Origin of the sequence: Stenotrophomonas sp. AN71 (genome assembly GCF_050435725.1) — a bacterium.
Classification (GTDB): domain Bacteria; phylum Pseudomonadota; class Gammaproteobacteria; order Xanthomonadales; family Xanthomonadaceae; genus Stenotrophomonas.
Genome location: NZ_JBNDKU010000013.1, coordinates 13,264 through 33,258 on the forward strand (window position 1 = coordinate 13,264; position 19,995 = coordinate 33,258).

Sequence of the window (19,995 nt, forward strand, 5' to 3'; positions counted from 1 at the left end):
CAACCCCGTAGAATGATGGGGATGCCCGATACCCTCGCCCTACCGGTCAGCCACACGCTGGACGTCAAGCACAGCCGATTCATCGCGCATGCCGCGCCGATCGACGGTGCCGTAGCGGCAATGGCATTCCTGCAGCAGGTGGCGGTGGCCGATGCCACGCACAACTGCTGGGCCTACCGGCACGGCCAGGACTACCGTTCCAGCGATGATGGCGAGCCTGCGGGCACCGCCGGGCGGCCGATCCTGGCCGCGATCGACGGCCAGGGCTTCGACCGGGTGGTGGTGGTGGTGACGCGTTGGTTCGGCGGCATCAAGCTGGGCGCCGGAGGCCTGGTGCGGGCCTATGGTGGTGCGGCTGCCGAATGCCTGCGGACCGCGCCGCGGTTGCCGCTGATCGCGATGGCCCGGCTGCGGCTGCTTGCCGGCTTCGAGGATCTGGGCGTCCTGCACGCCACCCTGCCGGCCTTCGCCGCGGAAAAGCGCGATGAACAGTTCGATGCCAATGGCGTGTGCCTGCGGGTCGAATTGCCTGCCGATCAGGTCGATGCATTGAAAATCCGCCTGCGCGACGCCACCCGTGACCGTATCCGCATACAAGACGACGACCAGGATGACTGACAAGGACGACGCCCCCGCTTCGACCCCGCCGCTGCGCCGCCTTGGCAGCCTGCGCACGCTGTGGCCCTTCGTGCGCCGGCACAGCGGCCTGTTCAGCGCGTGGCTGCTGGCCCTTGCCGTGTCCTCGGCGGCCACGCTGAGCCTGCCGCCAGCGGTCAAGCAGATGATCGACCATGGTTTCAGCAGTGGCGGCCAGATCAACCGCGCCTTTGCCCTGCTGATGCTGGTGGCGGTAGTGCTGGCGCTGGCCACTGCGGCACGCTTCTACTTCGTATCGCTGCTGGGCGAAAAGGTCGTCGCCGACCTGCGCAGCCGACTGTACGCACACCTGATCCAGCTCGGCGCCGGCTTCCACGACCGCAGCCGCAGCGGTGAACTGGTTTCGCGGCTGACCGCCGACAGCGAACTGCTGCGCAGCGTGGTCGGCTCGACGATGTCGGTCGCCCTGCGCAGCAGTGTCACCGTGGTCGGCAGCCTGGGCATGCTGTTCGTCACCAGCCCGCGCCTGGCGGCGTGGTCGCTGCTGGGCATTCCGCTGGCAGTGCTGCCGATCATCATCGGCGCGCGCAAACTGCGCACGGTCGCGCGCAGCAGCCAGGACCGCATCGCCGACGCCAACAGCCTGGCCAGCGAGACCCTGGGCGCGGTACGCACGGTGCAGGCGCACGCACGTGAACCGTATGAGCGCGGCCGCTTCGACACCGCGCTGGGCGAAGCCATCGGTGCCGCGCGCCGCCGCATCGGTGCGCAATCGCTGGTCACTGCCAGCGCCATCCTGCTGGTATTCGGCGCCATCGTCGGCGTGTTGTGGCTCGGCGCACATGATGTCATCGACGGCCGCCTCAGTGCCGGCACCCTGGGCCAGTTCGTGCTGTATGCCCTGATCGGTGGTGGCTCGGTCGGTGCCCTGGCCGAAGTCTGGAACGAACTGCAACGCGCTGCTGGCGGCATGGGCCGCATCGGCGAACTGCTGCAGGAAGACATCGAGATCCGTGCGCCGGCACAGCCGCATGCATTGCCGCAGCCACTGCGTGGCGAGATCCAGTTCGACGACGTGGTATTCCATTATCCGCAGCGGCCGGACCAGGCCGCGCTGGACCATTTCAACCTGCACGTGCGCCCGGGTGAGACCGTGGCGCTGGTCGGTCCCTCCGGCGCAGGCAAGAGCACGGTGCTTTCGATGCTGCTGCGCTTCCACGATCCGGCCGACGGCCGCATCTGCGTGGATGGCGTCGATGTGCGCCAGGTCGACCCGGCCGAACTGCGCGCGCAGTTGGCGCTGGTGCCGCAGCAGCCAACATTGTTTGCGGCCAGCGCACGCGACAACATCCGCTACGGTCGCCTGCAGGCCAGCGATGCCGAGGTCGAAGATGCCGCGCGCGCAGCCGAGGCCGACGGTTTCCTGCGTGCCCTGCCACAGGGGTACGACAGCGAACTGGGCGAGCGTGGCGCGCGCCTGTCCGGTGGCCAGCAGCAACGCGTGGCGATTGCCCGTGCATTGTTGAAGGACGCACCGATCCTGCTGCTGGACGAAGCCACCAGCGCGCTGGATGCGCAGAGCGAACATGGCGTGCAGCAGGCGTTGGAGCGCCTGATGGCCGGCCGCACCACGCTGGTCATCGCCCATCGTCTGGCCACCGTACTCAAGGCCGATCGCATCGTGGTGATGGATCAGGGCCGCATCGTGGCCGAGGGCACGCATGCCCAGTTGCTGGCCGAAGGCGGTCTGTACGCTGAACTGGCACGACTGCAGTTCATCGATTGATGACGGCTGGCTAACATCAGCCGGGCCAAGCTGGCCGCGCATCAGCAGCATCCGCTGAAGGAGGTGCACGATGTCGTTCCGTCAGTTCCCTGCAGTCGACAGCGGTGGTGAAAGCCACATCATCATCGAGTTCAAGCCCGAGGCGAATGGCAGCGGGCACCACTCCGAGGCGACGCCACGTTACGAGCTCGACGACGGCCGCGTACTGGTTCGCAATGGTCGCGAGTTCACCACCAGCGGTGGCGAACTGCGGTTGACGATCTGAGGTTCGCCGGGCTTGGCCTGGCGCTACCGGATTTCGCATCGCCCCGCTCTGGTAGGTGTCGACCTTGGTCGACACGCTTTTGGCCAAAGGCAGTCGAGCATGGCTCGGCCCTACAAAAAGGCGTGGTCAATTTTTGATCAACCATCTTGACAGCATTGCCTGCCAAGGGCTTCGCGTGGTTATCCACATGTTTGCTCGGAATCCATCCACACCGCCTGTGGATGAATCCGGTCAGCCGAGCACGCGCCCGATGCCGGTAGCGTCCACCTCGGCGGCGGCCAGTGTGATCGCCGCCGGGTCGCTGCCCGCGACGAATCCAATGCGGAAATGCACTTCGCCAGCCGGCGTCCGCGAGGAATGGATGGACGCCAGGCTGATGCGGCGCTGCTCGAACACATTCAGCAACTCCCGCAGCGAGCCCGGCCGGTCCTCCGGCAGGTGCACCGACAGCGCGTTGCGCTCGGTCAGGTCGGCCAGCAGGTAACCGACACGTTCAAAGGTGTAGTTGCCATCGGCCAACGCCCGCTCGCCAAAGGCGCTGCGGTTGGCCGAAAGCAGCTGCTCACGGAATGCCCCGCGTGCAGCGTCGCCTCCTTGCCCGACCTGGGCCTGCAGCGCCTGCAGCTGGCCGACCAGCCGCTCCAGCATCGGCGCCACGTAGGGGTTGCCGAACTGGATGTCCTCGTAGATCGCCGGGTTCAACGACAGGATGCGCGAGATGATGGCGGTATCCAGCTCGAACGCGGCCGACCGGTACGGCATCATGGCGGCCAGATCCCCCAGCTGCGCCTGGTACTGCCGCAGCACGCCGGCCTGGGCCAGGTGGCTGGCATGCACCATCGCCTGCACCAGCGCCATCATCTGGTCGTGGTGCTGCGGGGTGGCGCGCACGCATTCGGCCTGCAGCGTCTCGCACAGCATGTCGACCCACGGCTGCCAGTGCTGCAACCGTGCCTCGCAGACCACCATCACCCGCCCTTTCAGGGTCGGGGCCTTGGGCGGTGCCGTCATCGGGTGCAGGCCGACCACTTCGGCCTGCGAGGCCAGCATCGCCTGCACCGGCGCTTCCTTCACCGAGGTCACGTCCAGCCACAGCCGGCCCTGCTCGCGGCCGGCCGACTGCTGCACATACGTGGCGATCAACGCGGGCGTGTGCCGGATCGGTGCCGAGAACACCAGTACATCCGCCTGGGCCAGCAATTGCTCCGGGGTATGCGACTCGGGATCGGCGGGGTCGTGACCGATCACCTGCAGTTGCATGTGCTGCTGGAAGAATCGACTCAGCCAGCGCCCGTAGGCACCCGCGCTGCCAACGATGCCGACGGTGCGCGGCGCGCGCTGCTGCAGATCACTCATGCCACACGTTCGGCGCGGAAACGCGCGCCATCGGCCAACGCAGCAGGCGCCGCGGCGATCACGTCGAATTCCTCGAAGCCGCTGTCCAGGGTCGCTTCCAAAGCCGCATGGGTACCAGCGATGGCGCGCGAGATCGCCTGCTGCATCGATTCCCCGCGCAGCAGGAACGAGACCACCAGTGACATCAACACATCGCCGGTGCCGGCCACGTCCACCGGCAGCAGCGGCGATGTCCAGCGCCAGGTCTCTTCGCGGCCGACGGCCAGCGTCACCAGCTCGCCCGGGTTGCCGCCGACGCTGTGTGCGATCACCCACTGCGGGCCACGGTCGAGCAACGTACGTGCGGCGGCGATGGCATCGGCCTCGGCCAACGCTGGCATGCCGGTGAGGCGGTTCAGTTCGAAGGCGTTTGGCGTGACCAGCCAGGCATGCGGCAACAGGCGCTCGGCGAAGATCGCTTCCAGGCCGGGCTCCACGTAGGGGCCGGTATGGGTATCGCCGATCACCGGGTCCAGGCAGTAGCGCAGCTGCGGGCAGGCCGGCAGGATCTGATCCAGCCAGTCGGCGAACGCAGCACCGTTGGCAGTGCTGCCGAAGTAGCCGGAGACCAGCATCTTCGCCCGCTGCGGCAGACCACGTTCGTGGGTGCCGAGCAGCAGGTCGGCAAACCAGTCGGCGGGCAGCACGCGGCCGCGGGTCGTGTCGTAGAACGGCGCATTGCTCAGCAGCACCGTCGGGATTTCCGCTACGCGCACGCCCAGCGCGCGCATCGGCGGCACGGCGGCGCTGTTGCCGGCATGGCCGTAGACAAGTTGCGACTGGACCGAGATGACATCGATCGGCGACGGGCCATCCGGCCGCTGGCGGCGGCCGTGGACCAGGAGGTTATCAAGGGATTCGCTCATAGCCGCATTCTACGCCCGGTAGAGGGTTCGGCAGGGCTGCGCCCTGCACCTGCCGAAGCTTCAAGCAACGGCAACGGCAAAAGCCAAAGCGAGCTATCCGTTGGATGGCGGGGCGGTGTCGGAGTGCGGGGACGCCGTGAACCCGTCCATGGGGGCTTGGCAGCCGCATCCATGCGGCTGACACCCCGCACTCCAACACCGCCCCACCTTCGACAGGTTCACTCGGCTGTTGGTAACTGCGGCTGTTGTTCCGCGCGGCTGCTGGTAGGTGTCGACCTTGGTCGACACGATTTTTCTTTCAGATATCGAATGAATCATCCACGCATGGCGTGGATCTACCGTGTCGACCAAGGTCGACACCCACCAGGGCAATACGCCGTTCCGACAGCTAGCGGAAAACTGTCGAAGGCGGGGTGGGTCCGGTTGCGGGGGCGTGAGCCGCATGGATGCGGCGACCGAGCTTACATGGACGTACTTGCAGCGTCCCCCGCAACCGGACCCACCTCGCCAACCCACGGATAGCCAGCTTCCGCTGTTGCTTCGGCTCTGGCTTGCAGCAGGTGCAGGGCTGCAATCCCTGCAAACCCAGCCTCCCTCAGTGAGCAGCGGGCCGCGACGGTGGCAGCCACGCCGCCACGATGCCCAGCAACGGCAGGAACGCGGTCAGGTGGTAGACGTACTCGATGCTGGTCTTGTCCGCCAGCAGACCGAGCACGGCCGCACCCAGTCCCCCCATGCCAAACGCAAAGCCGAAGAACAACCCGGACACCATGCCGATGCGGTGCGGCATCATCTCCTGTGCATAGACCACGATCGCCGAGAACGCCGAGGACAGCACGAAACCGATCAGCACCGCCAACACCGTGGTCCACAGCAGGTCGGCATGCGGCAACATCAGCGCGAACGGGGCCACACCGAGAATCGAGGTCCAGATGATCGGCTTGCGGCCAATCCGGTCTCCCAGCGGACCGCCCAGAAAACCACCGGCAGCGGACGCCACCAGGAACGCGAACAGGTGCAGCTGCGCCTGCGCCACCGGAATGCCGAAGTGGTGGATCAGGTAGAAGGTGAAGTAGCTGCCGATGCTGGCCATGTAGAAGTACTTGCTGAAGATCAGCACCAGCAGGATCGCCAGCACCTTGGCCACGGTACGCGGCGGATGGCGCGGCGCCATTGCTGCCGTGCTGGCCGGGCGTGGCGTGCCCAGATGCAACGCATACCAGCGCCCGACATAGGTCAGCAGCGCAATGCCGATCAGCGCGGCACCGGCAAACCACGATGCGGCATGCTGGCCATACGGCACGATCACCGCAGCAGCAATCAACGGGCCCAGCGCGGTACCGAAATTGCCGCCGACCTGGAACACCGACTGCGCGAAGCCATGCCGGCCGCCCGAGGCCAGCCGCGCGATGCGTGAGGCTTCCGGATGGAAGATCGCCGAACCGATACCGACCATCGCCGCAGCCATCAACACCATCGCGTAGCTGGGTGCGAAGCCGAGCAGCAGCATGCCGCACAGGGTGGAGGCCATGCCGATCGGCAGCGAGTAGGGCGCCGGGCGGCGGTCGGTGGCCATGCCGATCAGCGGCTGGAAGATCGAAGCGGTGAGCTGGTAGGTCAGCGTGATCAGGCCGATCTGGGTGAAGCTGAGGTTGAAGCCACCCTTGATCACCGGGTAAATGGCCAGGATCAGCGACTGCATCATGTCGTTGACGACATGCGAGGTGGAAATGGCGGCCAGCACGCCGGGGGCCACCGGGCGGGAGGTCGTTGCGGGGGAAGCCAAAGCGGACATGGACGCAGTCAGGTTGGGGGCGAGCCACGCATGCTACGGTTGCCCTCCCCTCCCTTCTGCCGCGTTCGGGTCATGGCCTATCGCAAAAAGGACATTGCCAGTGACGTCGACCCGGCCGCGCCATGGCGGGAGGTGCCGCAGCATCGTCCGGTCACCTACCGGGTCACCCAGTACCCGGCCGGCACCTGTATCGCCGGCCACAAACACCAGCGCCACCAGCTGGTCTACGCCATCTCGGGGCTGATGGTGGTGCGATCGGAAGTGGGGCGCTGGGTGGTGCCCTCGACCCGTGCGATCTGGATGCCGGCGGGCATGGTGCACGCAGTGGACTGCATCGCCGCTGTGCACATGCGCAGCCTGTACATCGAGCCTTCGTTCGCCCCACAGTTACCCGCCGAACCGTTCGCGGTGCAGGTGGCGCCGCTGCTGCGCGAACTGCTGCAGGCGGCCACCCTGGTCAAGGGCGAGCACATCGAAGACAGCCGCGATGGACGCGTGGTACGCCTGCTGCTGGACGAACTGCATCGCATGGATGTGCTGCCGCTGCACCTGCCCGCCGCGACCGATCTTCGCCTGCAGCGGATCTGCCAGCACATCCAGAAGCACCCCGGCGATGACGCCACGCTGCAGGACTGGGCGCAGGCGCTGGAGGTGGACGTGAAGACCATCCAGCGCCATTTCGCCCGCGAACTGGGCATGACCTTCGGCCAGTGGCGCCAGCAGGCACGGCTGTTGGCTGCGATGGAACGGCTGGCGGTGGGCGACAAGGTCATCGATGTCGCGCTGGCGATGGGCTATGACAGCCCGAGTGCGTTCACCAGCATGTTCAGGCGCCAGCTGGGGCAAACGCCAGCGGCGTTTTTCCGGTAAGGCGTTGAACGGCATCCACGCATGGCGTGAATCTACCAGTGCGCGCCAATTCGGGTAGCGCGGGGCCGCGCCCGGCGGAATCGGTCGGGCATCGCAAACGGAAACGCCGGGCATGGCCCGGCGCTTCCGTTCAACGCTTGCGTCGAGAACTCAGGACGTCATGCGGTCCCAGAAGCCCTTCACGCCATCGATGAAGGTGGCCGACTTCGGCGAATGCTTGCGCGCCTCTTCACCCACGAAGGTGGTTTCGAACTGTTCCAGCAGCTTGCGCTGCTCATTGGTGAGGTTGACCGGCGTCTCCACCACCACGCGGCAGTACAGGTCGCCTTCGCTGCGGCTGCGTACCGAACGCACGCCCTTGCCGCGCAGGCGGAACAGCTTGCCGGTCTGGGTCTCGGCCGGGATGCGGATCTCCGCCTCGCCACCCAGGGTCGCCACGCGCACGGTGTCACCCAGTGCGGCCTGCGAGATGCGGATCGGCACTTCGCAGTGCAGGTCATCCCCATCACGCTGGAAGATGTGGTGCTCGCGCACGCGCACTTCCACATACAGATCGCCCGGCGGCGTACCGGCCGGACCAGCCTCACCTTCGCCAGCCAGGCGGATGCGGTCGCCGGTATCGACGCCCGCCGGCACCTTCACCGACAACACCTTGTCTTCCTCGACACGGCCATTGCCGTGGCAGGTCTTGCACGGCTTGGCGATGATCTGGCCGCGGCCGCCGCAGTTATGGCAGGCCTGCTGCATGGCAAAAATGCCGCGCTGGATGCGCACCTGGCCGCGGCCATGGCACACATTGCAGGTCTCGACCTTGCCGTCTTCAGAACCACTGCCATCGCAGTCGCCGCACTCGGCCAGGGTCGGAATCTCGATGCGGCGCTCGATGCCACGCACCGCTTCTTCCAGGTCCAGCTCCATCACGTAACCGATGTCGGCACCGCGACGGGCCTGGCGCGGACCACCGGCACCGCCACCAAAGATGTTGCCGAAGATATCGCCGAAGATATCGTTCATGTCCGGGCCGCCCGGACCGCCACCACCACCGCCCATGCCGTGCTCGAACGCGGCATGGCCGTGGCTGTCGTACATGCGGCGCTTGTTGCCGTCGGACAGTACTTCGTAGGCTTCCTTGCACTCCTTGAAGGAGGCTTCGGCCGCCGCATCACCCGGATTGCGGTCCGGGTGGAACTTCATCGCGCAACGGCGATAGGACTTCTTCAGTTCTTCGTCGGTGGCGGTGCGGGCAACGCCCAGCACTTCGTAGTAATCGCGCTTGCTCATATCGTGGATCGCATTCCGGAAAGTCGGGATTCGTCAAAGCGGAAGAGCGGAACCAGGTCCGCTCTTGCGTCGGGCGCCCCGACACGCCAGAGGGCGGTCAGGACCCTGGTACGACAACGGGACGCTGCCAGGCAGCGTCCCGCGTCGGTCCGGATCAGGACTTCTTGTCGTCCTTGACTTCGGTGAACTCGGCGTCCACCACGTCATCCTGTGCCTTGCCCGCATTGCCGGCATCGGCACCCGGGGCGGCACCGCCCTGGTCGGACGAAGCCGCGGCGAACAGCGACTGGCCGGCTTCTTCCAGCACCTTCGACTTGGCTTCGATCTGTGCCTTGTCGTCACCCTTCATCGCGGTTTCCAGGTCGGCCAGCGCCGCTTCGACCTTGCCGATGACATCGCCGCCAACCTTGCTGCCGTGCTCGGTGATGGCACTGCGGGTGCCGTGGATCAGGGCATCGGCCTGGTTGCGGGCCTGCACCAGCTCCTGGAACTTCTTGTCTTCTTCGCGGTTGGCTTCCGCGTCGGCGACCATGCGCGCGATCTCTTCCTCGGACAGGCCCGAACCGGCCTTGATCTCGACCTTCTGTTCCTTGTTGGTCTTCTTGTCCTTGGCCGACACGTGCAGGATGCCGTTGGCGTCGATGTCGAAGGACACCTCCACCTGCGGCAGGCCACGCGGGGCCGGCTCGATGCCGGACAGGTCGAACTTGGCCAGCGACTTGTTGAAGCGGGCCTGTTCGCGCTCACCCTGCAGCACGTGCACGGTCACGGCCGACTGGTTGTCCTCGGCGGTGGAGAACACCTGCGAGGCCTTGGTCGGGATGGTGGTGTTCTTCTCGATGATCTTGGTGAACACGCCGCCCATGGTCTCGATGCCCAGCGACAGCGGGGTCACGTCCAGCAGCAGCACGTCCTTGACGTCGCCACCGAGCACGCCGCCCTGGATCGCCGCGCCCAGTGCCACGGCCTCGTCCGGGTTGACGTCCTTGCGCGGTTCCTTGCCGAAGAATTCGGTCACCGCCTGCTGCACCTTCGGCATGCGGGTCTGACCACCGACCAGGATCACTTCACTGATGTCGCTCGAACGCAGGCCGGCATCGTTCAGGGCGACGCGGCACGGCTCGATCGACTTCTTGATCAGCTCTTCCACCAGCGACTCCAGCTTGGCGCGGGTCAGCTTGATGTTCAGGTGCTTCGGACCCGACGCGTCAGCGGTGACGTAAGGCAGGTTCACCTCGGTCTGCTGGGCGCTGGACAGTTCGATCTTGGCGCGCTCGGCAGCGTCCTTCAGGCGCTGCAGAGCCAGCGGATCCTTGCGCAGGTCGATGCCCTGGTCCTTGTTGAACTCTTCAACCAGGTACTCGATGACGCGGTTGTCGAAGTCTTCGCCGCCCAGGAAGGTGTCGCCGTTGGTGGCCAGCACTTCGAACTGCTTCTCACCATCGACGTTGGCGATCTCGATCACCGAGACGTCGAAGGTGCCGCCGCCCAGGTCGTACACCACGATCTTGCGATCCTTGTTGTCGCCCTTGTCCAGGCCATAGGCCAGCGCGGCCGCGGTCGGTTCGTTGATGATGCGCTTGACGTCCAGGCCGGCGATGCGGCCGGCGTCCTTGGTGGCCTGGCGCTGGCTGTCGTTGAAGTAGGCCGGCACGGTGATGACCGCTTCGGTGACCTTCTCACCGAGGAAGTCCTCGGCGGTCTTCTTCATCTTCTCCAGCACCTTGGCCGAGATTTCCTGCGGCGCCATCTTCCTGGCATCGCTGGTGGCCACCCAGGCATCGCCATTGTCATGGGCCAGGATGCTGTACGGGACGTGCGCGATGTCCTTCTGCACTTCGGCGTCGGTGAACTTGCGGCCGATCAGGCGCTTCACCGCGTAGAAGGTGTTCTTCGGGTTGGTCACGGCCTGGCGCTTGGCCGAGGCACCGACCAGGACTTCGCCGTCCTTGGTGTAGGCGACGATCGACGGGGTGGTGCGATCGCCTTCCGAATTCTCGATGACGCGGGCCTTGCCGCCGTCCATGATCGCCACGCACGAGTTGGTGGTGCCGAGGTCGATACCAATGATCTTGCCCATGGGGGGACTCCTTGAAGGATGTTGTTTTTGTCAGTCCGGCCACTCGGCCGGTGGATGAATACGATGTGGGGGAGGCTCGTGGAACATTCAAGCCATCTCCCGAACGCTGTGTTCAGCGCCTGGAAAACCTTGCCAGGCATGGCCTGGCGCTACCGATCCGGGGCAGGCAGCGCCGGGCCATGCCCGGCGACCGCAACCCGGCGCGGCCCGTCAGTCGGCGGCCACCACCACCAGCGCCGGCCGCAGCAGGCGCTCGTTGAGCAGGTAGCCCTTCTGGAACACGGTCACCACGGTACCTGGGGCGGCGCCCGGGGCGGCCACCTGGCTGATGGCCTGATGGTGTTCCGGATTGAACGGCTGGCCGGTCGGGTCCAGCAGGACCAGGCCATTGTCGGCGGCAACCTTCAGCAGCTGCTTGTAGGTCATTTCCAGACCCTCGCGCAGCGGATGCGGGTCGTCGCCGGCGGCCTTCAGGCCGGCATCCAGGCTGTCGAACACCGGCAGCAGCTCGCCCAGCAGCTTTTCGTTCGCAAACTTGCGGGCCTGCTCGATGTCACGGGCGACGCGCTTGCGCTGGTTCTCCAGGTCGGCGCGCTCACGCAGCGCATCGGCCTTGATCTGCTCGACTTCGGCGCGCAGGCGCTCCACTTCGTCGCTGACGCCAGCGGCGGCAGCCGCATCGGCTGCACTCTGCTGGGATTCGATATCTGGATATTCGTGGTTCATGTCTGGGTCCCTGGCGGTCAGTCTCCGCCTCCACCCACCCTAGTGTGGGCGGGATGCTGCGTTTCAAGCGTCGAAAGTTCCAGGAGTGCGCCCGGCCGGTGAAAAGGCCGCGCCCAGCACATCGGCAGTGGCCTGGACCAGCGGGATCATGCGGTCGTAGGCCATCCGCTTCGGCCCGATCACCCCCAGCACGCCCAGTATCTGGCCGTTGGCGGTGTATGGCGCGGTGACCAGCGAGACGCCCTGCAGCGGCATCATCCCGGTCTCCTCACCGATGAAGATGCGCACACCCGGGGCCTGGATGGTCCGCTCCAGCAGCTGCAGGATCTCGCGCTTGCTGGAGAACAGCTCGAACAGTTCGCGCAGGCGCTCCAGGTCGGACAGGTCCTGCACCCCCATCAGCCGGGTCTGGCCGGCCACCAGCATGTCGTCGGCCGGCGGCTGCAGCGCCTGTTCGGCCAGCTCGATGCTGTGCGCCAGCAGCTGCTCCAGCTCCGAACGGGCGTCACGCAGCTCCAGCAGCAGACGGGTGCGGATCTCGGCCATCGGCAGGCCCGCAAAATGGGCGTTGAGATAGTTGGCCACCTGTTCCAGCTGGCCCGCCGCGAATTCCTGGCGGGTCTCGATGACCCGGTTCTGCACCTCGTTGTCGGCGAATACCAGAATTGCCAGCACGCGGCGCCCGTCCAGCGCCACGAAATCGATCTGGCGGAAGGCGAACTGCTCGCGCCGCGGCGCGCTGACCACGCCGACGAAGTGGCTCATCGCCGACAGCAGCTCCGAAGCGCTGCCGAGCAGGGCCTGGGTACTGCCGCCCCCGGCCAGCTCCTGGCGCAACCGGGCCAGCTCGCCTTCGCCGGGCGGCTGCATCTGCAGCAGGCTGTCGACAAACACCCGGTAGCCGTGGGCGGTCGGCACGCGTCCGGCCGACGTATGCGGTGAGGCCAGCAGCCCCAGGTCTTCCAGGTCGCCGAGGATGTTGCGGATGGTGGCCGGGCTGACCTCCAAGCCGGCCACCCGCGCCAGCGTCTGCGAGCCAACCGGCTCACCGTCCTGGATGTAACGCGCGATCAACGTGCGCAGCAGATGGCGCGCACGCGGGGCAAGCTGGTCGGGAGAACCGCGCATGGAATCAACCTGTGAGACACGGACACTAGATAATGGCGGCGCATCACCTTGGCAAGTCATTGGACCTCCCTCGTCCCCGTGCTAGCGTTGCGCGGCTGCAGACCACCCATTACCCATGCTCAGACACCTTTCGATCAAGGATTTCGCCGTCGTCCGTGCCACCGAACTGGAGTTCGGGCCCGGCATGACCGTGGTTTCAGGCGAGACCGGCGCCGGCAAGTCGCTGATGGTCGACGCGCTGGGCTTCCTGTCCGGCCTGCGCGCCGACAGCGGCGTGGTCCGCCACGGCGCCGCCCGCGCCGAGCTTTCCGCCGAGTTCGCGCTGGACCAGCTGCAGGCCGCGCGCCAGTGGCTGGCCGACAACGAGCTGGACGACGAGGAGCAATGCCAGTTGCGCCGCGTGATCCGCGCCGACGGCGGCTCGCGCGCGTGGATCAATGGGCGCCCGGTCACCCTGGCGCAGCTGGCCGACCTGGCGTCGCTGCTGGTGGAGATCCATGGCCAGCATGAACAGCAGGCCCTGCTGACCCGCCCGTCGCAGCTGGCCCTGCTCGACGCCTACGCCGGCAACGAAAGCGAACGCCGCCAGGTGCGCCGCGCTGCGGCCGCCTGGCAGGCGCTGGTCGACGAGTCGCTGGCGCTGTCGCAACAGGGCGACGTCAGTGACCGGATCGGCTTCCTGGAGCACCAGCTACGCGAGCTCGACCGCGAAGAACTGGAGCCGGAATCGATTGCCGCACTGGGGGCGAGCCATCGCCGGCAGGCCCACGCCAGCGCCCTGCTGAGTGCCTGCCAGGCGGCCAGCAACCAGCTCAACGGCGACGACGGCAGTTCCGCGCTGGACCTGCTGCAGCAGGTGCGCCACGAGCTGTCGCGCCTGATCGAACACGACCCGCGCCTGGGCGAGGTGGATGGCCTGATCGAAAACGCCGCGATCCAGCTGCACGAGGCCCTGTCGCTGCTGGATCGGGTGCACGACGACCTCGATGCCGACCCGGAGCAGTTCGAGGAGAACGAGCGCCGCCTCGGCCGCCTGCACGACCTGGCCCGCAAGCATCGCGTGCCAATGGGCGAGCTGGGCACGCAGCGTGAGCGCATGCATGCCGAAGTGGAGCAGTTGCGTGGCGCCGACGAGCGCCTGCAGCGCCTGGCCGGCGAAATCGACAAGGCCGCGGCCGCCTGGCGTGCGCAGGCCGAGGTGCTGACCGCCAGCCGCCGCAGTGCCGCCGCCGAACTGTCGGCCACCACCACCGGCATCATTGCCGAGCTGGGCATGGGCGGCGGCCAGTTCCTGATCGAACTGGAGCCGCAGGACGGCGGCAAGCCCGACCCTCAGGGCGCCGAACGCGTGGAGTTCCTGGTCGCGGCCAACGCCGGCCAGCCGCCGCGCGCCCTGCGCAAGGTCGCCTCCGGCGGTGAACTGTCGCGCATCTCGCTGGCCATCGAAGTGGCCGCGCTGGACCTGGATGCAGTGCCGACCATGGTGTTCGACGAAGTCGACTCTGGCATCGGCGGCGCGGTGGCCGATATCGTCGGCCAGAAGCTGCGCGCCCTTGGCGAGAAGCGCCAGGTGCTGTGCGTGACCCACCTGCCGCAGGTCGCCTCCAAGGGCCACGCCCACTACCGGGTCAGCAAGGCCCCGGTGGAAGGCATGACCCAGAGCGCGGTGGAAAAGCTGGACAACAGGTCCCGCGAAGAAGAACTGGCACGCATGCTGGGTGGCGTGGAAGTGAGCAAGGAAGCACGCGCCGCCGCCCGCAAGCTGCTGCAGCTGTAGGCCTCTGCACGCCTGCTGGCGCACGCGAATCGCGGGCATTCCTCCACGCATGGCGCGGATCTACTACATCATTTATCCACGCTTGGCGTGGATCTACAGGTAGTGCCGGCAGCAGGCCGGCACTACCCGTCTCACCCCTGCGGCCGCGCCAGATCCACGTGCTCCACCAGGAAATCCAGCAACGCGCGCACACGCAGCGGCAGGTAGCCCCCCTGTCCCAGGAACACCGCGTGCACCTCCTCCAGGTCACCCGGGTTGGCGTCTTCCAGCACCGGCAGCAGGCGTCCCGCAGCGATGTCCGCCTGCACCTGGAAGGCCGCCAGCCGCGCCAGGCCCAGGCCGCCCAGCACCAGCTGACGCAGCGCATCACCGTTGCTGGCGCGGGCGTTGCCGCTGGGCAGCAGCATGCGCTCACGGCCGTCCTGCAGCAGCGGCCACCCCTGCATTGCCCGCGCATGGCCGATGTCCAGCCGGTTGTGCGCCTGCAGCTCATCGCTGTTGCGCGGCAGGCCATGCCGCACCGCGTAGGCCGGCGCGGCCACGATCATCATCCGCGTCGCGCCCAGCCGCCGCGCCACCAGGCTGGAACTCTTCAGCGGACCGGCCCGCACCGCCACGTCGGTGCGCTGCTCCAGCAGATCGATCACCTCGTCGTTCAGGGTCAGGTCCACCCCCACCTGCGGGTTGCGCTCAAGGAACATCGGCAGTAGCGGCAACAGGAAATGCTGGCCGAACGGCACGTTCGAGTTGACCCGCAGCCGCCCACGCGGCTCGGCATGGGCGCTGGCACAGCGCTCGGCCTCGTCCAGGTCGGCCAGCACGCGCAGGCCACGCTCGTAGAACGCACAGCCCTCCGGGGTCAGCTGCAGCTGGCGGGTGGAACGCTGCAGCAGACGCGTGCCCAGCCGCTGCTCCAGGCGTGCCACCAGCTTGCTGACCGCCGACGGGGTCATGTCCAGCGTGCGGGCAGCAGCGGAGAACCCGCCCGTCTCGATCACCCGCACGAATACTTCCAGTTCACCGGATCGGTTGATGTCGGAGCGCGCCATGACAATGAATCCAGTTCACAGATGATTATCCATGCGCAGTCTAGTTCACAGATGAGGGCGGAATCACCATGGCGACTCCCTCCCCCCGGAATCGCCCGATGGACCGCCTCCGCCAACTCACCTCCACCCTGCTCGCGCTGTCAGGGGTCGCCAGCGCTGCCTCTGTCCCGCATTGGCTGGCCAGCTGGCAGGCCAGCCCACAACCGGTCTGGGCGGCGGACTTCCTGTTTCCCACCTTGGTTCCTACCACGTTGCAGGATCAGACCTTCCGCCAGACCGCGCGCATCAGCCTGGGAGGTCCCCGGCTGCGGGTGCGGCTGAGCAATGCCTACGGCACGCATCCGCTGTGGATCGGCGCGGCCAGCGTGGCCGCGCACACGGGCGCAACGCCGCAGCCGCTCCGCTTCGACGGCCAGCCCGGCGTGCTGATCGGGCCCGGCCAGGAGCGCCTGAGCGATCCGCTTGCGCTGGCGACGGCTGACCGGCAGGCGCTGCAGGTCAGCATTTACGTCCCCCAGCCGGTGCCGCTGCAGACCTTCCATTGGGATGGCCGCCAGACCAGCTGGATCGCTGCCGGCGACCAGAGCCTGGCGCGCGAGCTGAGCGAGGCCAGCGGCACCACCGCCCGCCTGTTCCTGACCGGCATCGAAGTCGAGGCCGCCGCCAGCACGCGCAGCGTGGTGGTGATCGGCGATTCAATCACCGATGGCGCCAGCGCCAGCCTCGACCAGGACCAGCGCTGGACCGACCACCTGGCCGCGCGACTGGCCCCGTGGGGCGTGGCGGTCGTCAACGCCGGTATTTCCGGCGGCCGGCTGCTGCGCGATGGCATGGGCGAGTCCGCCCTCGCCCGGTTTCCCCGGGACGTGCTGGAGCTGCCGGGTGTGGTCAGCGTGATCGTCCTGATCGGCATCAACGACATCAGCTGGCCCGGCACCGCGTTCGCCCGCGAGCAGCCTCGGCCCACATTGGCCGAGCTGCAGGCGGGTTATCGGGCGCTGGCCGGACAGGCCCATCGCCGTGGCGTGCGGATCGTCGGCGCCACCCTGCCGCCATTCGCCGGCGCCCTGCCCGGCACGCCCCTGGACGACTACTACCAGCCCGACAAGGACGCTCTGCGCCAGCAGCTCAACGCCTGGCTGCGCACCGACGGCCCGTTTGATGCGGTGATCGATCTCGACGCCACCCTGCGCGACCCTGCCGCTCCGTCACGGATGGCCGCCGCCTACGACTCCGGCGACCACCTGCATCCTGGGGATGCGGGAAACCGGGCCATGGCCGAGGCGGTGGATCTGGATGTCCTGATGGGGCCATCCGCGCATGGCGTGGATCTACCGAGGCGGACGGGGTCAGAGCCCTTGCCCACCGGGCAACGGCTCTGACCCCACCAAACGAAAAACCCCGGGCAGGCCCGGGGTTTTGTCGCATCCGGCAGGCCGGAACGGCTTACTTGCGCTTCTTGCGCACGTACAGCACCAGCGAGTGCTCTTCCAGCTCGTAGCCGTGTTCGGCCGCGATCTTGCGCTGCAGCTCTTCGATCTCGGTGCTTTCAAATTCGATGATCTTGCCGCTGTCCACATCGACCATGTGGTCGTGGTGGCCGCCGCGGTCCAGCTCATAGACGGCCTGGCCGCCTTCGAAATTGTGCTTGAGCACGAGGCCAGCGGCCTCGAACTGGGTCAGCACCCGGTAGACCGTCGCCAGGCCGATCTCGTCGCCATGCTCCAGCAGCTGGCGGTAGATGTCTTCGGCGGTCATGTGGTGCTGAGGGGTGCGCTGTTCGAGCAGCGCGAGGATCCGCATCCGCGGATGGGTCACCTTCAGGCCGACTTTTCGCAGGTCGTGGGTTTCCATAGGTCTCCGTTCATTGGCGATTTAGCGCCAGCTGCCTCGGATTGGGTCGCGGTGGCACGCCGGGAGTGTATCATCGGTTCGATTTCCCCAACTGCCCTTCCCGATGCGCAATCTTTTGTTGGTCGCCGCCGTCGCTCTGTCCACCACCGGGTGCGGCATCATCTACAAGCAACCCATCTATCAGGGCAACCTGATCCGGGAAGATGCCGTGGCCAAGCTGCAGGTCGGGCAAAGCAAGCAGCAGGTCACCGCGCTGCTGGGCACCCCGTCGGTGCCGGACCCGTTCCACGCCCAGCGCTGGGACTACACCGCCAGCCAGCGCGTGAACCGACTGGGCCGTACCGAGGTCAAGAACTTCGTGGTGTTCTTCGAGAACGACGCCGTGACCCGCTGGGAAGGCGACTACTTCCCGGGCAACGACAAGGCGCTGGCCGGACAGACGGTGCGGCAGTTCGGCCGCAACCTGCCGAAGGACAAGAAGAAGAAGGGCCGCTGAGACCCCTGCCCGTCCAGCGGGACGGGCTGCGGGAATCAACCGCCGTGCGCGCGACGCCGGCGGTTGTCCTTCGGATCGGCCAGCAGCGGGCGTAGCAGCTCGATGCGGTCGCCATCCAGCAGTGCCTGCTGCGGGCGCGCCAGAAGACCATGCACGGCCACCGCCGGGCAGTCGGCGCTCCCCTCCAGCGCGGCAGCGGCGATGGCATCGGCCACGGTTGCCCCTTCTTCCAGCTGCACGCGGCGCGACAGCAGCCGCTGCGGCCAGGCCAGCAGCACCTCGACCTCGATCATCGCTCAGTCCTCGTCGGCGACGCGGACGAAATCGTTGACCATGCGATCAGCCAGCCCCTGGAAGCCGATCGCCAAGGCAGGGCCGAGCAGGCGCGAGCTGGGTTCGAACTCCAGGGTCAGGGTGACCTTGCAGGCGTCTTCGGCCAGTGCATGGAAATCCCAGCGGCCGTGCAGCTGCTTGAACGGGCCCTCACGCAGCTGCATGTCAATGCTGTGCGGGCGCTGCAGGGTGTTTTCGGTCTGGAACCAGGTGCTGAACGACCCCAGGCCCAGGTCCAGGCGCGCGACCAGGCGGTCCTCGCCCTGCTCCAGGATCTGGGCAGCCGAGCACCAGCGGAAACGGCGCGGGTAGGCCTGGACATCGTTGACCAGGTCGAACATGCGCGCGGCCGAATGTTCGACCAGGGCGCTGCGGCGGATAGTAGGCATGTATACAGGACGTTTCGGCAATCGACCGGGCGGGCCCGAATCGGAGACAATACGGAAATGAGCAAGAACAGCGTCAAGGATAAAGCAAAGAGCGCGACGGCCAACAAAACCATCGCGCTGAACAAGCGTGCCCGCCACGAGTACCACATCGAAGATCGCTTCGAGGCCGGCCTGGCCCTGCAGGGTTGGGAGGTGAAGTCGATCCGCGCTGGCCGCGGCAACATCGTCGATGCCTACGCCTACGTGAAGGATGGCGAGATCTTCCTGATCGGTGCGCAGATCACTCCGCTGATCCAGGCCTCCACCCACGTGGTGGCCAACGACCGTCGTGAACGCAAACTGCTGCTGCACCGGAGCGAGATCGACAAGCTGGTCGGCAAGGTCGAGCGCGACGGCTACACGATCGTGCCCACCGCGATGTACTGGAGCAAGAACAAGATCAAGCTCGAAGTCGCACTGGCCAAGGGCAAGCAGACCCACGACAAGCGCGATGCCGCCAAGGACCGCGACTGGGCCATCGAGAAACAGCGTGTGATGCGTCGCGGCAACCGCGACGCATAAGCGCGGCCACACACCCTGACGTAGCGCCGAGCCATGCTCGGCGGCTGGGGTTGAATGCAGCCAAGCATGGCTCGGCCCTATAGAACGCCGGTCACCCGGCCAGCATGCCCTGCCCGCGCATCCGCGGCGCCAATGCGGCGTGCATCACCGCCAGATGCATCACCACCGCCAACTCCGGCGCGTGGCGGTCATCGCCGGTGCGCCACTGCAGCGCAAGCTGGGCCGCATCGGCCGGCAGCAGCGCCAGCAGCTGGGTGTCGTCCAGCGCGTCGGCCGCGCCCTGCAACTGGCGGGCCAGCTGACGCGACTGCCAGACATGCACACCAATACTGAGACTGGCCAGCGACATCAGCACCACCGCCAGGCCGTGCTCGAACCACTGCGAAAGCACCTCCGGACCCCAAAGCAGGGCCGCCATCACCGCCAAGGCAGGCAAGCGCCAGCCCAGCCAGTGGGTACGACCGCGCTGTGGCCAATGCACCACCACCGCGCTGGCGACCAGGGCCGCAGCCGCCGTAGCCGGCAACTCGGTCAGCCACGTGGCCGCCAACAGCACGCCCAGCACCGCCCATACCCAACCGGGAGGCAACGCCCGCCGCTGGTAGTCGGCCCCGACGGGCCCGACCAGCTGTCGCAGGCTGCGTTGTTGGCTTGCCTCGGTCACCCACAGTCTCCGTGTCTTTGCTGGCTCGGATGGTCGTCGCCAGTGTGTCGCAAATTCGTGCCCATGACGTTACCAATCCGCTA

20 protein-coding genes are annotated in these 19,995 nt (G+C 67.0%); 8 read left to right on the top strand and 12 right to left on the bottom strand.

The features are described from left to right. Nucleotides 1-21 precede the first annotated feature (21 nt). From ABH900_RS17430 to ABH900_RS17440, 3 genes are all read left to right on the top strand, one after another. Entirely contained in the window at nucleotides 22-618 is a 597-nt protein-coding gene (locus tag ABH900_RS17430; protein ID WP_429624391.1) for an IMPACT family protein, read from the top strand. After that, the gene (locus ABH900_RS17435) at nucleotides 611-2,383 is read left to right on the top strand and encodes an ABC transporter transmembrane domain-containing protein (protein WP_429624392.1); all 1,773 of its coding nucleotides are present in this window, start codon (nucleotides 611-613) and stop codon (nucleotides 2,381-2,383) included. The genes ABH900_RS17430 and ABH900_RS17435 overlap by 8 nt, the downstream gene beginning before the upstream one ends. Nucleotides 2,384-2,453: 70 nt before the next feature. Next, the gene (locus ABH900_RS17440; protein ID WP_429624393.1) at nucleotides 2,454-2,648 is read left to right on the top strand and encodes a hypothetical protein; all 195 of its coding nucleotides are present in this window, start codon (nucleotides 2,454-2,456) and stop codon (nucleotides 2,646-2,648) included. 231 nt (nucleotides 2,649-2,879) lie between these two features. Here the strand turns inward: ABH900_RS17440 and ABH900_RS17445 are convergent, their stop codons facing one another. From ABH900_RS17445 to ABH900_RS17455, 3 genes are all read right to left on the bottom strand, one after another. Continuing rightward, nucleotides 2,880-4,004: a prephenate dehydrogenase gene (locus tag ABH900_RS17445; protein ID WP_429624394.1), complete on the bottom strand. Its 1,125-nt coding sequence runs from the start codon at nucleotides 4,002-4,004 to the stop codon at nucleotides 2,880-2,882. Next, nucleotides 4,001-4,909, bottom strand: coding sequence for a pyridoxal kinase (gene pdxY, locus ABH900_RS17450; protein WP_429624395.1), 909 nt, complete (start codon nucleotides 4,907-4,909; stop codon nucleotides 4,001-4,003). Before pdxY ends, ABH900_RS17445 begins: the two co-directional genes overlap by 4 nt. A gap of 595 nt (nucleotides 4,910-5,504) precedes the next feature. Further along, complete coding sequence (locus tag ABH900_RS17455) at nucleotides 5,505-6,704, bottom strand: MFS transporter (RefSeq protein ID WP_429624396.1); 1,200 nt, start codon at nucleotides 6,702-6,704, stop codon at nucleotides 5,505-5,507. 72 nt (nucleotides 6,705-6,776) lie between these two features. Between ABH900_RS17455 and ABH900_RS17460 the strand changes: the two genes are divergently transcribed. Next, nucleotides 6,777-7,574 carry an AraC family transcriptional regulator gene (locus tag ABH900_RS17460; protein WP_429624397.1) on the top strand — a complete coding sequence of 266 codons (798 nt, stop codon included), beginning with the start codon at nucleotides 6,777-6,779 and terminating at the stop codon, nucleotides 7,572-7,574. A 150-nt stretch (nucleotides 7,575-7,724) separates the two neighbouring features. Here the strand turns inward: ABH900_RS17460 and dnaJ are convergent, their stop codons facing one another. The 4 genes from dnaJ to hrcA form a co-directional block, all read right to left on the bottom strand. Next, nucleotides 7,725-8,855, bottom strand: coding sequence for a molecular chaperone DnaJ (gene dnaJ, locus ABH900_RS17465; protein ID WP_429624398.1), 1,131 nt, complete (start codon nucleotides 8,853-8,855; stop codon nucleotides 7,725-7,727). 154 nt (nucleotides 8,856-9,009) lie between these two features. Beyond that, nucleotides 9,010-10,935 (bottom strand): molecular chaperone DnaK, encoded by a 1,926-nt coding sequence (dnaK, locus tag ABH900_RS17470; protein WP_429624399.1) that lies wholly within the window; start codon nucleotides 10,933-10,935, stop codon nucleotides 9,010-9,012. Nucleotides 10,936-11,145: 210 nt separating this feature from the next. Next, nucleotides 11,146-11,661: a nucleotide exchange factor GrpE gene (gene grpE / locus ABH900_RS17475; RefSeq protein ID WP_429624400.1), complete on the bottom strand. Its 516-nt coding sequence runs from the start codon at nucleotides 11,659-11,661 to the stop codon at nucleotides 11,146-11,148. A gap of 63 nt (nucleotides 11,662-11,724) precedes the next feature. Then, nucleotides 11,725-12,789: a heat-inducible transcriptional repressor HrcA gene (hrcA, locus tag ABH900_RS17480; RefSeq protein ID WP_429624401.1), complete on the bottom strand. Its 1,065-nt coding sequence runs from the start codon at nucleotides 12,787-12,789 to the stop codon at nucleotides 11,725-11,727. A gap of 115 nt (nucleotides 12,790-12,904) precedes the next feature. Here hrcA and recN point away from each other — a divergent pair, with 115 nt between their 5' ends. Then, nucleotides 12,905-14,566 (top strand): DNA repair protein RecN, encoded by a 1,662-nt coding sequence (gene recN / locus ABH900_RS17485; RefSeq protein WP_429624402.1) that lies wholly within the window; start codon nucleotides 12,905-12,907, stop codon nucleotides 14,564-14,566. A 131-nt stretch (nucleotides 14,567-14,697) separates the two neighbouring features. On the opposite strand, the gene ABH900_RS17490 is transcribed toward recN, so the two are convergent. Continuing rightward, entirely contained in the window at nucleotides 14,698-15,615 is a 918-nt protein-coding gene (locus tag ABH900_RS17490; RefSeq protein ID WP_429624403.1) for a LysR family transcriptional regulator, read from the bottom strand. Nucleotides 15,616-15,713: 98 nt separating this feature from the next. On the opposite strand from ABH900_RS17490, the gene ABH900_RS17495 reads away from it, so the two are divergent. Continuing rightward, nucleotides 15,714-16,997, top strand: a complete 1,284-nt coding sequence (locus ABH900_RS17495; protein WP_429624404.1) for an SGNH/GDSL hydrolase family protein — start codon at nucleotides 15,714-15,716, stop codon at nucleotides 16,995-16,997. 64 nt (nucleotides 16,998-17,061) lie between these two features. Here the strand turns inward: ABH900_RS17495 and fur are convergent, their stop codons facing one another. Next, the gene (gene fur, locus ABH900_RS17500) at nucleotides 17,062-17,469 is read right to left on the bottom strand and encodes a ferric iron uptake transcriptional regulator (RefSeq protein ID WP_429624405.1); all 408 of its coding nucleotides are present in this window, start codon (nucleotides 17,467-17,469) and stop codon (nucleotides 17,062-17,064) included. Nucleotides 17,470-17,572: 103 nt separating this feature from the next. Between fur and ABH900_RS17505 the strand changes: the two genes are divergently transcribed. Continuing rightward, nucleotides 17,573-17,965 (top strand): outer membrane protein assembly factor BamE, encoded by a 393-nt coding sequence (locus ABH900_RS17505; protein ID WP_429624406.1) that lies wholly within the window; start codon nucleotides 17,573-17,575, stop codon nucleotides 17,963-17,965. A gap of 35 nt (nucleotides 17,966-18,000) precedes the next feature. Here ABH900_RS17505 and ABH900_RS17510 read toward each other — a convergent pair whose 3' ends face one another. Both ABH900_RS17510 and ABH900_RS17515 read right to left on the bottom strand, forming a co-directional pair. Next, nucleotides 18,001-18,258, bottom strand: a complete 258-nt coding sequence (locus tag ABH900_RS17510; RefSeq protein WP_429624407.1) for an RnfH family protein — start codon at nucleotides 18,256-18,258, stop codon at nucleotides 18,001-18,003. A 3-nt stretch (nucleotides 18,259-18,261) separates the two neighbouring features. After that, nucleotides 18,262-18,687, bottom strand: a complete 426-nt coding sequence (locus tag ABH900_RS17515) for a type II toxin-antitoxin system RatA family toxin (protein ID WP_429624408.1) — start codon at nucleotides 18,685-18,687, stop codon at nucleotides 18,262-18,264. A 57-nt stretch (nucleotides 18,688-18,744) separates the two neighbouring features. On the opposite strand from ABH900_RS17515, the gene smpB reads away from it, so the two are divergent. Continuing rightward, on the top strand, nucleotides 18,745-19,248 hold the full coding sequence (gene smpB, locus ABH900_RS17520; protein WP_429624409.1) for an SsrA-binding protein SmpB: 504 nt from the start codon (nucleotides 18,745-18,747) through the stop codon (nucleotides 19,246-19,248). A gap of 91 nt (nucleotides 19,249-19,339) precedes the next feature. On the opposite strand, the gene ABH900_RS17525 is transcribed toward smpB, so the two are convergent. Continuing rightward, nucleotides 19,340-19,912, bottom strand: a complete 573-nt coding sequence (locus tag ABH900_RS17525; RefSeq protein WP_429624410.1) for a hypothetical protein — start codon at nucleotides 19,910-19,912, stop codon at nucleotides 19,340-19,342. Nucleotides 19,913-19,995 lie beyond the last annotated feature (83 nt).

Bases quoted from the DNA above. Each gene is read 5' to 3' on its own strand.
- ABH900_RS17430 (WP_429624391.1), top strand. From the start codon at position 22: ATGCCCGATACCCTCGCCCTACCGGTCAGCCACACGCTGGACGTCAAG.
- ABH900_RS17435 (WP_429624392.1), top strand. From the start codon at position 611: ATGACTGACAAGGACGACGCCCCCGCTTCGACCCCGCCGCTGCGCCGC.
- ABH900_RS17440 (WP_429624393.1), top strand. From the start codon at position 2,454: ATGTCGTTCCGTCAGTTCCCTGCAGTCGACAGCGGTGGTGAAAGCCAC.
- ABH900_RS17445 (WP_429624394.1), bottom strand. From the start codon at position 4,004: ATGAGTGATCTGCAGCAGCGCGCGCCGCGCACCGTCGGCATCGTTGGC.
- pdxY (WP_429624395.1), bottom strand. From the start codon at position 4,909: ATGAGCGAATCCCTTGATAACCTCCTGGTCCACGGCCGCCGCCAGCGG.
- ABH900_RS17455 (WP_429624396.1), bottom strand. From the start codon at position 6,704: ATGTCCGCTTTGGCTTCCCCCGCAACGACCTCCCGCCCGGTGGCCCCC.
- ABH900_RS17460 (WP_429624397.1), top strand. From the start codon at position 6,777: ATGGCCTATCGCAAAAAGGACATTGCCAGTGACGTCGACCCGGCCGCG.
- dnaJ (WP_429624398.1), bottom strand. From the start codon at position 8,855: ATGAGCAAGCGCGATTACTACGAAGTGCTGGGCGTTGCCCGCACCGCC.
- dnaK (WP_429624399.1), bottom strand. From the start codon at position 10,935: ATGGGCAAGATCATTGGTATCGACCTCGGCACCACCAACTCGTGCGTG.
- grpE (WP_429624400.1), bottom strand. From the start codon at position 11,661: ATGAACCACGAATATCCAGATATCGAATCCCAGCAGAGTGCAGCCGAT.
- hrcA (WP_429624401.1), bottom strand. From the start codon at position 12,789: ATGCGCGGTTCTCCCGACCAGCTTGCCCCGCGTGCGCGCCATCTGCTG.
- recN (WP_429624402.1), top strand. From the start codon at position 12,905: ATGCTCAGACACCTTTCGATCAAGGATTTCGCCGTCGTCCGTGCCACC.
- ABH900_RS17490 (WP_429624403.1), bottom strand. From the start codon at position 15,615: ATGGCGCGCTCCGACATCAACCGATCCGGTGAACTGGAAGTATTCGTG.
- ABH900_RS17495 (WP_429624404.1), top strand. From the start codon at position 15,714: ATGGACCGCCTCCGCCAACTCACCTCCACCCTGCTCGCGCTGTCAGGG.
- fur (WP_429624405.1), bottom strand. From the start codon at position 17,469: ATGGAAACCCACGACCTGCGAAAAGTCGGCCTGAAGGTGACCCATCCG.
- ABH900_RS17505 (WP_429624406.1), top strand. From the start codon at position 17,573: ATGCGCAATCTTTTGTTGGTCGCCGCCGTCGCTCTGTCCACCACCGGG.
- ABH900_RS17510 (WP_429624407.1), bottom strand. From the start codon at position 18,258: ATGATCGAGGTCGAGGTGCTGCTGGCCTGGCCGCAGCGGCTGCTGTCG.
- ABH900_RS17515 (WP_429624408.1), bottom strand. From the start codon at position 18,687: ATGCCTACTATCCGCCGCAGCGCCCTGGTCGAACATTCGGCCGCGCGC.
- smpB (WP_429624409.1), top strand. From the start codon at position 18,745: ATGAGCAAGAACAGCGTCAAGGATAAAGCAAAGAGCGCGACGGCCAAC.